Source organism: Cupriavidus oxalaticus, from assembly GCF_004768545.1.
In the GTDB taxonomy this organism is placed as follows: Bacteria; Pseudomonadota; Gammaproteobacteria; order Burkholderiales; family Burkholderiaceae; genus Cupriavidus; species Cupriavidus oxalaticus_A.
In genome coordinates, this window is sequence record NZ_CP038634.1 from 1,965,065 (window position 1) to 1,980,190 (window position 15,126).

At 63.8% G+C, this 15,126-nt stretch carries 8 protein-coding genes and 2 rRNA genes; 3 read left to right on the plus strand and 7 right to left on the minus strand.

Annotated features, from left to right (window positions below; all coding sequences use genetic code 11):
- Positions 1 to 223 precede the first annotated feature (223 nt).
- Positions 224 to 3,102: ribosomal RNA gene (locus E0W60_RS08785) — 23S ribosomal RNA — on the plus strand.
- A 115-nt stretch (positions 3,103 to 3,217) separates the two neighbouring features.
- Positions 3,218 to 3,331, plus strand: a 5S ribosomal RNA gene (gene rrf / locus E0W60_RS08790).
- 850 nt (positions 3,332 to 4,181) lie between these two features.
- Here rrf and E0W60_RS08795 read toward each other — a convergent pair.
- The 6 genes from E0W60_RS08795 to E0W60_RS08820 form a co-directional block, all read right to left on the minus strand.
- On the minus strand, positions 4,182 to 6,905 hold the full coding sequence (locus tag E0W60_RS08795; protein WP_133095384.1) for a nitrate reductase: 2,724 nt from the start codon (positions 6,903 to 6,905) through the stop codon (positions 4,182 to 4,184).
- Between the two features lie 40 nt (positions 6,906 to 6,945).
- On the minus strand, positions 6,946 to 8,187 hold the full coding sequence (locus E0W60_RS08800) for an NAD(P)/FAD-dependent oxidoreductase (RefSeq protein WP_133095383.1): 1,242 nt from the start codon (positions 8,185 to 8,187) through the stop codon (positions 6,946 to 6,948).
- 77 nt (positions 8,188 to 8,264) lie between these two features.
- Positions 8,265 to 8,648: a nitrite reductase small subunit NirD gene (gene nirD / locus E0W60_RS08805; protein ID WP_135703681.1), complete on the minus strand. Its 384-nt coding sequence runs from the start codon at positions 8,646 to 8,648 to the stop codon at positions 8,265 to 8,267.
- A gap of 26 nt (positions 8,649 to 8,674) precedes the next feature.
- A complete protein-coding gene (nirB, locus tag E0W60_RS08810; protein ID WP_133095382.1) occupies positions 8,675 to 11,236 on the minus strand; it encodes a nitrite reductase large subunit NirB in 2,562 nt (853 codons plus the stop codon).
- Positions 11,237 to 11,325: 89 nt separating this feature from the next.
- Positions 11,326 to 12,645 carry a NarK family nitrate/nitrite MFS transporter gene (locus E0W60_RS08815; protein ID WP_133095381.1) on the minus strand — a complete coding sequence of 440 codons (1,320 nt, stop codon included), beginning with the start codon at positions 12,643 to 12,645 and terminating at the stop codon, positions 11,326 to 11,328.
- A 336-nt stretch (positions 12,646 to 12,981) separates the two neighbouring features.
- Positions 12,982 to 13,452: a winged helix-turn-helix transcriptional regulator gene (locus E0W60_RS08820; protein WP_133095410.1), complete on the minus strand. Its 471-nt coding sequence runs from the start codon at positions 13,450 to 13,452 to the stop codon at positions 12,982 to 12,984.
- 90 nt (positions 13,453 to 13,542) lie between these two features.
- Between E0W60_RS08820 and E0W60_RS08825 the strand changes: the two genes are divergently transcribed.
- Positions 13,543 to 14,142: a GNAT family N-acetyltransferase gene (locus E0W60_RS08825; RefSeq protein WP_133095380.1), complete on the plus strand. Its 600-nt coding sequence runs from the start codon at positions 13,543 to 13,545 to the stop codon at positions 14,140 to 14,142.
- A 14-nt stretch (positions 14,143 to 14,156) separates the two neighbouring features.
- Here E0W60_RS08825 and E0W60_RS08830 read toward each other — a convergent pair whose 3' ends face one another.
- On the minus strand, positions 14,157 to 14,969 hold the full coding sequence (locus E0W60_RS08830) for an EamA family transporter (RefSeq protein WP_431189874.1): 813 nt from the start codon (positions 14,967 to 14,969) through the stop codon (positions 14,157 to 14,159).
- Positions 14,970 to 15,126: the final 157 nt, after the last annotated feature.

Genomic DNA, 15,126 nt, shown 5'->3' on the forward strand with positions numbered 1-15,126 from the left:
AAGCGACGAAAGTCGGCTGTTCTTTAACAATATGGGATGTAGTAAAGGTGTCGCGGTGCTTTGATGAGAAGCACAGTTGTTTAACGCGATACCGGGTTGTGATTGTATCAACCAAAATGTATTTAAAGTGATCGAAAGATGACTTGGAATACGGCACAAATGCGAGAACTCAACCTGTAGTGAGCGGTGTCATGAGCGCAAGCTTGAGACACACTTGTTATAGGGTCAAGCGAACAAGTGCATGTGGTGGATGCCTTGGCGATCACAGGCGATGAAGGACGCGGTAGCCTGCGAAAAGCTTCGGGGAGCTGGCAAACGAGCTTTGATCCGGAGATGTCCGAATGGGGAAACCCGGCCCGTATGGGTCATCCCACACTGAATCCATAGGTGTGGGAAGCGAACGCGGCGAACTGAAACATCTAAGTAGCTGCAGGAACAGAAATCAACCGAGATTCCCAAAGTAGTGGCGAACGAAATGGGAACAGCCTTGTACTCTTTAGCAGTGTTGTTAGCAGAACGGGATGGAAAGCCCGGCCCTAGCAGGTGATAGCCCTGTATGCGAAAACAGCGTTGTGGAACTAGGTGTACGACAAGTAGGGCGGGACACGTGAAATCCTGTCTGAAGATGGGGGGACCATCCTCCAAGGCTAAATACTCGTGATCGACCGATAGTGAACCAGTACCGTGAGGGAAAGGCGAAAAGAACCCCGGGAGGGGAGTGAAATAGATCCTGAAACCGCATGCATACAAACAGTCGGAGCCTGGAAACGGGTGACGGCGTACCTTTTGTATAATGGGTCAGCGACTTACATTCAGTGGCAAGCTTAACCGATTAGGGCAGGCGTAGCGAAAGCGAGTCCGAACAGGGCGTTGAGTCGCTGGGTGTAGACCCGAAACCAGATGATCTATCCATGGCCAGGTTGAAGGTGCGGTAACACGTACTGGAGGACCGAACCCACTAACGTTGAAAAGTTAGGGGATGAGCTGTGGATAGGGGTGAAAGGCTAAACAAATCTGGAAATAGCTGGTTCTCTCCGAAAACTATTTAGGTAGTGCCTCGTGTCTCACCTTCGGGGGTAGAGCACTGTCATGGTTGGGGGGTCTATTGCTGATTACCCCGCCATAGCAAACTCCGAATACCGAAGAGTGCAATCACGGGAGACAGACATCGGGTGCTAACGTCCGGTGTCAAGAGGGAAACAACCCAGACCGCCAGCTAAGGTCCCCAAATATAGCTAAGTGGGAAACGAAGTGGGAAGGCTAAAACAGTCAGGAGGTTGGCTTAGAAGCAGCCACCCTTTAAAGAAAGCGTAATAGCTCACTGATCGAGTCGTCCTGCGCGGAAGATGTAACGGGGCTAAGCTATATACCGAAGCTGCGGACGCACGCAAGTGCGTGGTAGGAGAGCGTTCTGTAAGCCTGTGAAGGTGTCTTGTAAAGGATGCTGGAGGTATCAGAAGTGCGAATGCTGACATGAGTAGCGATAAAGGGGGTGAAAGGCCCCCTCGCCGTAAGCCCAAGGTTTCCTACGCAACGTTCATCGGCGTAGGGTGAGTCGGCCCCTAAGGCGAGGCAGAGATGCGTAGCTGATGGGAAGCAGGTTAATATTCCTGCACCGTCGTATGATGCGATGGGGGGACGGATCGCGGAAGGTTGTCCGGGTGTTGGAAGTCCCGGTCCCTGCATTGGAGAAGGCGCTCAGGCAAATCCGGGCGCGGGATTCAAGGATGTGGGGCGAGCGGCCTAGTGCTGCGAAGCAATTGGAAGTGGTTCCAAGAAAAGCCTCTAAGCTTCAGTCATACGAGACCGTACCGCAAACCGACACAGGTGGGCGAGATGAGTATTCTAAGGCGCTTGAGAGAACTCGGGAGAAGGAACTCGGCAAATTGGTACCGTAACTTCGGGATAAGGTACGCCCTGGTAGCTTGACTGGCCTGCGCCAGAAGGGTGAAGGGGTTGCAATAAAATGGTGGCTGCGACTGTTTAATAAAAACACAGCACTCTGCAAACACGAAAGTGGACGTATAGGGTGTGACGCCTGCCCGGTGCCGGAAGATTAAATGATGGGGTGCAAGCTCTTGATTGAAGTCCCGGTAAACGGCGGCCGTAACTATAACGGTCCTAAGGTAGCGAAATTCCTTGTCGGGTAAGTTCCGACCTGCACGAATGGCGTAACGATGGCCACACTGTCTCCTCCCGAGACTCAGCGAAGTTGAAGTGTTTGTGATGATGCAATCTCCCCGCGGCTAGACGGAAAGACCCCATGAACCTTTACTGTAGCTTTGCATTGGACTTTGAACCGATCTGTGTAGGATAGGTGGGAGGCTTTGAAGCGTGGACGCCAGTTCACGTGGAGCCGTCCTTGAAATACCACCCTGGTTTGTTTGAGGTTCTAACCTTGGCCCGTGAATCCGGGTCGGGGACAGTGCATGGTAGGCAGTTTGACTGGGGCGGTCTCCTCCCAAAGTGTAACGGAGGAGTTCGAAGGTACGCTTGGTACGGTCGGACATCGTACCTAAAGTGCAATGGCAAAAGCGTGCTTAACTGCGAGACCGACAAGTCGAGCAGGTGCGAAAGCAGGACATAGTGATCCGGTGGTTCTGAATGGAAGGGCCATCGCTCAACGGATAAAAGGTACTCTGGGGATAACAGGCTGATACCGCCCAAGAGTTCATATCGACGGCGGTGTTTGGCACCTCGATGTCGGCTCATCTCATCCTGGGGCTGTAGCCGGTCCCAAGGGTATGGCTGTTCGCCATTTAAAGAGGTACGTGAGCTGGGTTTAAAACGTCGTGAGACAGTTTGGTCCCTATCTGCCGTGGGCGTTGGAATCTTGACGGGGGCTGCTCCTAGTACGAGAGGACCGGAGTGGACGTACCGCTGGTGTACCTGTTGTCTCGCCAGAGGCATCGCAGGGTAGCTATGTACGGAAGAGATAACCGCTGAAAGCATCTAAGCGGGAAACTCGCCTGAAGATGAGGATTCCCTGGAGGCTTGACCTCCTTGAAGGGTCGTTCGAGACCAGGACGTTGATAGGCTGGGTGTGGAAGCGCAGTAATGCGTTAAGCTAACCAGTACTAATTGCCCGTAAGGCTTGATCCTATAACCAGTGTGTTTCACCTGGTGTGTGTGATCGTGTCTGTGCCAGATACGCACAACCCCAACTACATCCCGATTCGTGACGCTGGCTTGAACCCCAGCGTCACAACCCCTCATGCCTGGTGACCATAGCGAGCTGGAACCACCCCTTCCCATCCCGAACAGGACCGTGAAACAGCTCCGCGCCGATGATAGTGCGGATTACCCGTGTGAAAGTAGGTCATCGCCAGGCTCTTATTGTGCAAAACCCCTCGACAGCGTGTGCTGCGAGGGGTTTTTGCTTTTTGAGTTTTGATTTTTTGCTACAAGGTGGTTGGCGCCATGCTGGCGTTGCTGGTGACATGCTGTCGGCCGTTGAAGCGCCTGGTTCCGCCCTGCTGGGCGGGTCACTTTTTGTCCGAGCGCCAAAAAGTAACCAAAAAACGCGTCGCCTGAGCGGCTGGCTATCAATTCACCGGCGTCGGTGGTTCGGGCGGTGGTGATTTCCGTTCGATGTGGCTGGTGGCTGCGTCGACCCACTATTGAACGATCCCCATGCCGGGCGTAGGCCGCCTGCTGCCGACGTCAACGCGGGGACGCCTACGGCTGCGCTGCGCGGGCTCGGTATCGTAGGTCGGGGGATCGGGCACGGAGTGCATCGCTGCGCTCGCACAGCGCCGTCGTGAAAGACGCCGGGGCCGAATCTGGGCCGAGGACGTGGGCGCAGCCCGCCACCTTAGGGCCGGCGCGCAGCGCAGCCGTAGGCGTTCCTACGTCGCCGCCGGCAGCAGGGGCCATGCCCAGCTCTGGGCTCGTTCAAACATCGCTTTTATCCCAGGCCACCGTGGCGCACCACGGCGTCAGGCAGTCCTGCCCTGCAACGAAGCAAAGCCCCGTACGAAAGCCCCGGAACACTACGATAAGAGCGGCCGCCCGCAGGGCCGTAAACGCGCTTTTTGGTTACTTTTTGCCGCTCGGGCAAAAAGTGACCTGCCCAGGAAGGGCGGAACCAGACGGTTCAACGGCCGAGAGCATGTCATCAACAGCGACAGCGGGCGCTAAAAGCCGCCGCCAGCATGTCACCAGCCGCAATCCAAAACCCCTCATGCCACCTCAACCACCCGTATCTCCACCAACAACTTCTTAAGCTCAGGCACGCAAGACCCACAGTTGCCACCAGCCTTGACGCAGGCGGTGATCTCAGCCGGCGTCTTCAGATCGTGCTTCCGCACTGCATCGCAGATGGTGTTACGCCCCACGCCAAAGCACGAGCAAACCGTCGGCCCGGCATCAGCACCTTTTTCCATCGGCTGGCCGAGTAGCAATCCGATACGATCCGCATCTTCCAGCCGCTCGCGACCGAACAAGCCTGACAGCCACGACCGCGACGGCAACTCGGGCCGGGTCGACACATAGACGCAGGCTTCGAGCTTGTCGTTGACGACATAGCCAGCGTGATAAACGCCCGCAGTACGGTCCTCGTATTCGAGCCAGTCCGCTTCCGGATCTTGCACGCCGAGCAACTCGCGCGCCCAGGTGGCACGCTCGGAGACGACTTCGCGGCCAGCAAACTCATAGCGCTGGAATTGACGGCCCTGCACGCGGGTCCAGTAGGTCAGCGCCTCCGCAGGCAGTTCTCGCCGGCTCAGCACGAACCCGTGCCAGCTGACACCAAACGGCTCGACCCGCACTGGCGTGTGCTTGAACTCCGGCTCGCCCGAAACCGGATCGACCACCGGATTGACCAGCGCGCCAACGCGCGCATCGGAACTGAACTGGCCATTCCAGTGAATCGGCACGAATACGCTGCCGCGCGGGATGCCGCCGCCATGACGCACGCGCGCCACCATCGCGCCCCAGCGGGTGCTGACACGCGCCAGCTTGCCTTCGCCCACACCGCACAGCAGCGCATCCTGCGGGTGCATGTCGACAAAGGGCTCGGGCAGGTGGTCTGCGAGCCGTGCCGACTTGCCGGTGCGCGTCATGGTGTGCCACTGGTCACGCACGCGGCCGGTGTTGAGGATCAGCGGGAAATCGTCGTCCGGTGCATTGGCGGGTGCGCGCGTCGGCGTGGCGACGAAGCGGGCCAGGCCGTCGGCGTGCGCATAGCGGCCATCGCCGAACAGGCGCTGCGAGTCGGATCCGCCATTGGCTGGCACCGGCCATTGAATCGGCTCCAGGCTGTCGTAGCTGGTCTTGTCCAGGCCAGCCAGTCCGCCGATGTCGAAAACGCGCGGCGCGTCGTCGTTGCGCCAGGCGCTCAGCCGCGCGTGCTCGTCGAAGATCTCGTGCGGCCCGGCATAGTCGAACCCATTGAAGCCCATGCGGCGTGCCACGTCGCAGAGGATGTGCCAGTCGGCGCGCGCTTCGCCCGGCGCGGCCAGGAAGGCGCGCTGGCGCGAAATGCGGCGTTCCGAGTTGGTGACGGTGCCGTCCTTTTCACCCCAGCCCAGCGCGGGCAGCAGCACGTGCGCGGCCGCGTTGGTATCGGTGCGTTCGATGATGTCGCTGGCCACCACCAGTTCGCACCTGGCGAGTGCGCGGCGCACCTGGTCGGCATCTGGCAGGCTGACGACGGGATTGGTGGCGATCACCCAGACCGCCTTGACGCGGCCGGCTTCGATCGCTTCGAAGAGCTCCACCGCTTTCAGGCCGGTGCGGTCCGCCATTACTGGCGACTGCCAGAAGCTCTGCACCACATCGCGATGCAGCGGATTGGCCAGCTCCATATGCGCGGCCAGCATGTTGGCCAGGCCGCCGACCTCGCGCCCGCCCATGGCATTGGGCTGACCGGTCAGCGAGAACGGGCCCATGCCGGGCCGGCCGATGCGGCCGGTCAGCAGGTGGCAATTGATGATGCTGTTGACCTTGTCGGTGCCAGCGGAAGACTGGTTGACGCCTTGCGAGAACGCGGTCACGGTCTTTTCCGTGCCGGCGAACAGCGCATAGAAGTCCAGCACGTCCTGCACGCCGAGCTTGCAGGCGCGGGCCACGGCGGCCGGGTCGGAGCAATCGACGGCGGCCGCCTGCAGCGCTTCATCCAGTCCCGCGGTGCTTGCGGAGATGAAGGCCGCATCGGTATGGCCTTCGCGCGCGAGGTAGCTGAGCAGGCCATTGAACAGCCAGACGTCGGTACCGGGACGAACCGCCAGGTGCAGGTCGGCCAGCTCGCAGGTGGCGGTGCGGCGCGGGTCGATCGCCACGATCTTCATCTCGGGGCGGGCTTCCTTGGCTTTGCTCAGGCGCTGGAACAGGATGGGGTGGCACCACGCGGTATTGGAACCCACCAGCACGACCAGGTCGGCTAGTTCCAGGTCTTCATAGCTGCCCGGCACCAGGTCTTCGCCAAAGGCGCGCTTGTGGCCGGCAACGGCCGACGACATGCACAGGCGCGAGTTGGTGTCGATATTGGCGCTGCCGATGAACCCCTTCATCAGCTTGTTGGCAACGTAGTAGTCCTCAGTCAGCAACTGGCCCGAGACATAGAGCGCGACCGAGTCGGGGCCGTGGCGGCGGATGATGTCGCTGAAGCCCTGCGCCACGGTATCGAGCGCACGGTCCCACGACACCGGCTGCAGCTGGCCGTCGGCATCGCGCAGCTTGGGATGGAGCAGGCGGCCTTCCAGGTCCACGGTCTCGCCCAGTGCCGAGCCCTTGACGCAGAGCCGGCCCTGGTTGGACGGATGCTGTGCGTCACCCTCGATCTCGACCTGGCCGTCGGCGCGCACCGTGGCACGCACGCCGCAGCCGACGCCGCAGTACGGGCAGGTCGTGGCGGTGGTAGTGGTCAGGGTTGCAGATACAACCGGGATGTCGGACAGGTTCACGCGTTCTCCGTGCGGGGGCGTTATATGGCTTTGGTAAGGCTCAGGCAGCGAGCGCTTCGCACTGCGCCTTGCCGAACAGCAGGCGCTGGCGCAGCGCGCCCACCGGCGTGCGGCGCTGGATCATGTCGAAATACCACGGCCCGTCCTGCACGTCGCCGTACAGCACGGCGCCGACCAGGCAGCCGTCCTGCAGCACCAAGCGCTTGTAGACGCCGCGGCGCGCGTCGCGCAGCACCAGGTCTTCGGAGCCTTCCGCACCGATGAAATCGCCGGCGGAATACAGGTCGACGCCGGTCACTTTCAGTTTAGTCGCGGTGGCCTGCTGCACGTAGCGGCGATGGCCGGCGCCGGCGAGATGGGCGGCGCACACGCGCGCCTGGTCCCAGATCGGCGCGACCAGCCCGAAGGTGGCCTGGCGATGCTGGACACACTCGCCGACGGCATAGATGCGCGGATCATAGGTCTGCAGCGTGTCGTCGACGACGATGGCGCGTTCGCAGTGCAGGCCCGCGCCGGCGGCGAGTTCGATATTGGGGCGCACGCCCGCGGTCATCACCACCAGGTCGGCGGGGATTTCGCTGCCGTCCTTGAAGCGCACGCCGGTGACGCGCTCGGTACCGAGGATCTCCGCGGTCTGGGCGCCCAGCAGGAAGCGCAGGCCCTTGCGTTCCAGCGCGCCCTGGAGCAGCGTCGCGGCGGGCTTGTCGAGCTGGCGTTCCATCAGGCTGTCGGCCAGGTGCACCACGGTCACGTCCATGCCCTGGCGCAGCAGGCCGTTGGCAGCTTCCAGTCCGAGCAGCCCGCCGCCGATCACGACCGCGTGGCGGTGATTGCGCGCGGCATGCAGCATGGTCTCGACGTCCTGGATGTCGCGGAACGCGATCACGCCTTCGAGCTGGTGTCCCGGCACCGGGATGATGAACGGCTTGGAGCCGGTGGCCAGCAGCAGGCGGTCATAGCGCACCTCGCGTCCCGAGGCCGAGCGCACCACGCGGCGCGGGCGATCGATCGATACCACGGGGTCGCCGGCGAGCAGCTCGATGCCGTTCTCGTCATACCACTCGCGCGTGTTGAGCATGATGTCCGCCACCGTCTTCTCGCCAGCCAGCACCGGCGAGAGCAGGATGCGGTTGTAGTTGCCATGCGGCTCGGCGCCGAACACCGTGATGTCATACAGGTCCGGGGCGAGCTTGAGCAGCTCCTCGACGGTGCGCATGCCGGCCATGCCGTTGCCGACGACGACCAGGCGCGGACGGGCCTGGGTGGAATCGGACGGCGTCATGCCGGCATCTCCGGGGCTGGGCGTGAAGGCGGTGGTGAGCATCGGGGGCGCGACCAGGAAGTTGGATAAAGGGCGGATCAGGCGGCCAGTTCTTCCTCGGCCTCGCGCATTGCCACGCTGGCGGCAACCCACACCTTGCCGTCGTAGACGCGCGCGCCATAGGCGTTGACCGACTGCTCCGGCGCTTCCAGGCATTCGCCGGTGCGCAGGTCGAAGTGGTGCTTGTAGATGGGCGAGGCCACCACCAGGCGCTCGCCCAGGTTGCCAACCAGCCCGCGCGACAGCACCGCTGCCTGCGAGTTGGGATCGAAGTTATCGATGGCATAGACCTCTTCGCCGCGGCCGATGCGGAACACGGCGATCTGCTTGTCGTCGACCAGCGCGCATACACCAGTATTGGGCACGATATCGCGAACGGTGCAGACCGCGGTCCAGGTTTCGGGATGGTGGGAATGGCTCATCACGTTCTCCTTGAATGCATGCACGATCAGGCTGCTTTTGCGGGCACGGCGACCACGGGAATGTGGCCCAGCCGGGAGCGCTGCAATTTCCGTTCCTCCGGCGTGGCCGGGCGGATCTGGCCGCGCTCTTCGATGAAGACCAGGTTGTCGTCGCGGCGGTCGCTGTTGACGAAATGGCGGAAGCGCTTGCGCGTCTCGGGATCGGTCACGGCCTTCTTCCACTCGTCTTCGTAGGTGTCGACCACGTGCTGCATCTCGGTCTCCAGCTCGGCGGCGATGCCGAGCTTGTCGTCCAGCACCACGGCCTTCAGGTAGTCCAGGCCGCCTTCGAGGTTGTCGCGCCAGACGCTGGTGCGCTGCAGGCGGTCGGCGGTGCGCACGTAGAACATCAGGAAACGGTCGATGTAGCGCACCAGCGTGTCGTGGTCGAGGTCGCTGGCCAGCAGTTCGGCGTGGCGCGGCTTCATGCCGCCGTTGCCGCACACGTACAGGTTCCAGCCCTTTTCCGTAGCGATCACGCCGACGTCCTTGCCCTGCGCCTCGGCGCATTCGCGCGTGCAGCCCGATACGCCGAACTTGATCTTGTGCGGCGCGCGCAGGCCCTTGTAGCGGTTCTCCAGCTCGACGGCGAGGCCGACCGAGTCGCCCACGCCATAACGGCACCAGGTCGAGCCCACGCACGACTTCACCGTGCGCAGCGCCTTGCCATAGGCATGGCCCGATTCAAAGCCCGCGGCGATCAGCTCTTCCCAGATAAAGGGCAGCTCCTCGGCGCGCGCGCCGAACAGGTCGACGCGCTGGCCGCCCGTGATCTTCGTGTACAGGCCGTACTTCTTGGCCACCTGGCCGACGGCGATCAGGCCCTCGGGCGTGACTTCGCCGCCCGGCATGCGCGGCACCACCGAGTAGGTGCCGTCCTTCTGGATGTTGGCCAGGTAGTAGTCGTTGGAGTCCTGCAGGCTGGCGTGCTCTTCCTTCAGCACGAATTCGTTCCAGCACGAAGCCAGGATGCTGCCCACCGCCGGCTTGCAGATGTCACAGCCCATGCCGCTGCCGTGCGCTTCCAGCAGCGCGTCGAAGGTCTTGAACTTGCCCACGCGCACCAGGTGGTAGAGCTCCTGGCGCGAGAACGGGAAGTGCTCGCAGATGTGGTTGTTGACCGCCATCCCTTGCTTCTTCATCTCGGCCTTCATGATCTGCGTGACCAGCGGCACGCAGCCGCCGCAGGCGGTGCCGGCCTTGGTGCAGCTCTTGAGCGCGCCGATGCTGGTGGCGCCATCGCACACGGCGCCGCAGATCTCGCCCTTGGAGACGTTGTTGCACGAGCAGATCTGCGCGGTGTCAGGCAGGGCGTCGGCGCCCAGCGCCGGCTTGGCCTTGCCGCTGCTGTCGGGCAGGATCAGGAATTCCGGCGACTCCGGCAGCTCGATCTTGTTGAGCATCATCTGCAGCAGCGTGCCGTACTCGCTGGCATCGCCGATCAGCACGCCGCCGAGCAGGTACTTGCCGCAATCGGACACCACCAGCTTCTTGTAGACCTCCTTGCGGTCGTCGCTGAACTGGTAGATGCGCGCGCCCGGCACGGTGCCGTGCGGGTCGCCGATGCTGGCCACGTCCACGCCCATCAGCTTGAGCTTGGTGCTCATGTCGGCGCCGCCGAACTCGGCCGCCTCGCCGCGCAGGTGGCGCGCGGCCACGCGGGCCATGTCGTAGCCCGGGGCCACCAGGCCGTAGATCTTGCCGTCCCACAGCGCGCATTCGCCGATGGCGTAGATGTCCGGGTCGGAGGTGCGGCAGTTGTTGTCGACCGAGATGCCGCCGCGCGCACCGACTTCCAGGCCGCTGGCGCGCGCCAGCTCGTCGCGCGGGCGGATGCCGGCCGAGAACACGATCATGTCGGTGTCCAGATGCGTGCCGTCGGCGAACACCATGCGATGCGTGCCGTCCTCGCCGTCGACGATCTCGACGGTGTTCTTGCCGGTGTGCGCGGTCACGCCCAGGCCAGCAATCTTCTGGCGCAGCATGCGGCCGCCGCCTTCGTCGACCTGAACCGCCATCAGGCGCGGCGCGAATTCCACCACATGCGTCTGCAGGCCCATGTCGCGCAGCGCCTTGGCGCACTCCAGGCCGAGCAGACCGCCGCCGACGACCACGCCGGTCTTCGAGCGCGCGCCGCATTCCTGCATCGCTTCCAGGTCTTCGATGGTGCGATAGACGAAGCAGTCCTTGCGGTCCTTGCCCGGCACCGGCGGCACGAACGGGTAGGAGCCGGTGGCGAGGATCAGCTTGTCATAGGACAGGGTCTCGCCGGTGGAGACCTTGACCGTGCGCGCGGCGCGATCGATCTCCACCGCACGGGCGTTCAGGCGCAGCAGCATATTGTTGTGCTGCTCGAAGAAGCCCGCCGGCACCAGCGACAGGTCTTCGGCCGACTTGCCGGAGAAGAACTCGGACAGGTGCACGCGATCGTAGGCGGGACGCGGTTCTTCGCACAGGACGGTCACTTCCAGGTTGTCTGCGCCGGCTTCCGCCAGCGATTCCAGGAACTTGTGACCTACCATGCCGTGGCCGACGATGATCAGTTTCATGATGCTTTCCTTGTCCGGTAGTCAGTCTTTGCTGCTTGTGGTGCTTGTGGTGCTTGTGGTGCTTGCAGTGCTGTGGGGCGATACCAAATTCAGTTGGCCAGCGCGCTGTCGTACAGCGCCTGTTCGCGGGCCTTGTGCTCGGCGCTGAAACGGATGGCGATGGCGCAGACGGCGGCGATGGTGGCCAGCACGCCCAGCACCGTCAGCGTCTGCTGCACGTTGCCCAGGCCCTTGAGCATGAAGCCCGCGGCCACCGCGCCGACGTTGCCGCCGGCACCGATGATCCCGGCCACGCCGCCCAGCGCCTTGCGATCGATAAAGGGCACCAGGGCGTAGGTCGCGCCGCAGGCCATGTGGGTGAACAGGCCGAACATCAGCATCGCGACCACGGCCATGGCCACGTTGCCGGCCTGTGCGAACCACAGCAGGCCCAGGCCTTCGCCCAGGATCAGCACGAACAGCAGCGTGGTACGCGCATCCAGGCCGCGGCGGCGCGCCGCCTTGTCCGACAGCCAGCCGCCCAGTGCGCGGGCGAACAGCGCCAGCAGGCCAAAACTTGCCGCGGCCATTCCTGCGGCCTTCAGGCTCAGGCCGAACTGGTCGACGTAGTACATGGCGGCGATGTTGTGGATGAAGATTTCCACGCCGAAGCACGCGCCGTAGGTGATAAACAGCAGCCACACACGGTAGTTGGCGCTGGCGGCGCGGAAGCTGGCCCAGCCACCGCCCTTGCCGCCATCCTTGCCGCTGATAGCGATGCCTTGAGCGCGCAGGTCCGAGTAGTTGCCTTCCGGGCAATCCTGGGTGAAGCGGTAATAGACCACTGCCATCGCCAGCATCAGCACGCCCGGCACCAGCAGCGCGATGCGCCAGCCGAAGGCGTGATCCGCACCCATCATCAGCACGGCGGCCAGCAGCAGCGGCATGATGGCCTGCGCGGCGCCGCCGCCGGCGTTGCCCCAGCCGGCCGCGGCCGCGTTGGCGGTACCGACCACGTTGGGCGCAAACATCACCGAGGTGTGGTACTGCGTGATGACGAAGCTGGCGCCGACCGCGCCGATCAGCAGGCGGAACACCAGGAAGGTCTCGTAGTTCTGCGCCAGCGCCACGCCCAGCACGGGCAGCGCGCCCAGCGCCAGCAGGCCGGTATAGGTCTTGCGCGGGCCGAAGCGGTCGCACATCGGCCCGATCACCAGGCGCACCAGGATGGTCACGGCCACCGCCGCGATGTTGATGTTGGCGATCTGGCCCGGGGTCAGGCCGAACTCGCCCTTGAGCACCGGCATCAGCGGCGCGCAGGCAAACCACGCGAAGAAACAGACGAAGAACGCCATCCAGGTCAGGTGGAAGGCGCGCATCTGCGGGGTGCTCAAGCTCAGCAGCTCGATGCGGGTGGCTTTGCCGGTCATCGTCACTTGCTCCAAAAAAAAACAAATGGCGTCCCGCGAGCCGGCACATCGATGGTCTGATGAGCCAGTTCAGGGGACGCCGTTGTCCTGACAGCCGCTACATGGGATAGCCGCTGCGCTGTGTGGGATGGGCCGGTCGCCGTTGACGGGCCCGGACCACATTACGCAAGGGGTGTGCCAGAACGCGAAGTGACGGTGAATGGGGGTTTGGAGCGCGCAGTGGCGCCGGCGGCAAGCCCCGATGCGCTGTGCTGGGGCGGTTGGCGGACCGCCGGCACAGTCATGGTGCAGTGCGGTGTGCCGCGCCGGTGCGGCGCAGCAAGGGACGGCAGCGGGTTATTGCTTGCCTTCGGTGCGGCGTGGAGCAACGGGAACGACCTGCATGTCGCGCGGAGACACCAGCACATTGTCCTCGTCGACCAGCGCCGCGCGCACCAGCTTGCCGCTGGACTGCGAGCGGATCTGGACCGGGCCTTCGCCGCAGGACGTCATGTGCCTGTCGCCCCATTGCATCAGGCCGATCAACACCGGCAACAACTCGACGGCGGCGCGCGTGGGGCGGTACTCGAAGCGCTCGCGTTCGCCGGGCTCGCGGTAGCTGACCTTACGCAGCAGGCCGGCTTCGGTCAGCGTCTTGAGCCGTGCGGACAGCACGGCCGGAGAGCATTCGAGCCGCCGCAGGAACTCGTCGAAGCGCGTGACGCCGTGGAATACGTCCCGCAGGATAAGAATCGTCCACTTTTCACCGACCAGCGAAAGCGTGGCGGCGATCGAGCATTGGCGGAGGTCAGACGCGGTGGCGTTCATCATGCCGGAAGCTTAGCATGCTGACTTCATTTGCAAAAGTCAGGTTATTGCCTATACTCTGACTACGAATAGTGTATTCAGGGGTATGGCATGACAGGCAGGAGCCGATCGACGACAGCGCACGCAGCCAGCGAACCACTGGCAGAAAGCTGGCCGGTGGGCCGGGGTGGGCAGGTGATGGTGCGCCGCACGCACGAGCAGGATCGCGGCGCGTTGCGCGCCATGATCGATGGACTGTCGCGTGAAAGCCGCTACTTCCGCTTCCTGACCGGTGGGCGGGTGGTCGACCAGGTCGTCGACGGGCTGGCCCGGCCCGCGCCGGGCAGCGTGGCGCTGGTGGTAGTCGCGCCCGACGCGCAAGGGACGCCGGCGATCGTCGCCAGCGCCGAATACGTCGTGACCGGCCGTGTCGCCGAATTTGCGGTGGTCGTCGCCGATGGCTGGCAAGGGCAGGGCCTGGGCCGGCGCCTGATCACGCGGCTGCGCGACCATGCCCGCGCGGCTGGCTTGCGCGCCATGCGCGGCGACGTGCTCAGCGAGAACCGCCGCATGCTGGCGATCCTGCGGGGCCTGGGCTTCAGCAGCCGGCGCAATCCGGAGGACAGCTTCCTGCACGAAGTCTCGATGACGCTGCGGGAGGAAGCGGGCAGCGGCCAGCGGCTGCCGGCGGACTGGTTCGGCGCGTACTGAGCGCTACGCCAGGCTCAGCCGGCATCGCGCTTGCCGCGCGAAGTCGCCGTGCAACCGACCGAAGCGGTGATGATGCTGGCGATCGCCAGCCACTGCAGCGGGCTCAGCTGTTCATGCAGGAACACCAGCCCCGCCAGCGCGCCCATGGCCGGCTCCATGCTCAGCAGGATGCCGAAGGTGCGCCGGTGCAGGCGCTTGAGCGCCACCATTTCCAGCGAATAGGGAATCGCACTGGACAGCACGCCCACCGCCAGCCCCGCCAGCAGCAGCGGCGGGCTGAGCAGCGCGCTGCCGGCGTGCGCCACCCCGAACGGCAGCACCACCAGCGCTGCCATGGTCAGTCCCAGCGAGGTAGCCTGGCCGCCGTGCGCGTTGCCGGCCTTCTGCCCGAATACGATATAGAGCGCCCAGCCCACGCCGGCGGCCAGCGCGTAGCCGATGCCGACCGGATCGAGCGTGCCGGCCGCCTCGCCAATCGGCAGCAACAGCAGCAGGCCCGTTACCGCGCACGCAATCCACAGGAAGTCGATGGCGCGCCGTGACGACAGCACCGCCACTGCCAGCGGCCCGGTGAACTCGATGGCAATCGCCAGCCCCAGCGGTACCGTGCGCAGCGACATGTAGAACAGCAGGTTGGTCGCGCCCAGCGCCGCGCCATACAGCGTGATCGCCTCCGCATTGGCGCGCGTCAGGGGGATGCGCCACGGCCGCCATACACACAGCAGGATCAGGGCCGAGAAGCTGACGCGAAGCGCCGTGGTGCCTTGCGCGCCGAGCGCGTCGAACAGATGCTTGGCGAACGACGTGCCGACGCATAGCGAGGCCATCGAGCCGGTCAGGGCCAGGACAGCAATAAGGGTCGAGCTTTTTCCGGAGGTGGTGTGCGGCAATTGGAGTCCTGGGGGAACGCTCGCGTCTGGTGCGCGATGCAGCCGCATCATGCGGCAAGTTCCTCCAGGGCGCCATATACAGGTTTTGGTGCGC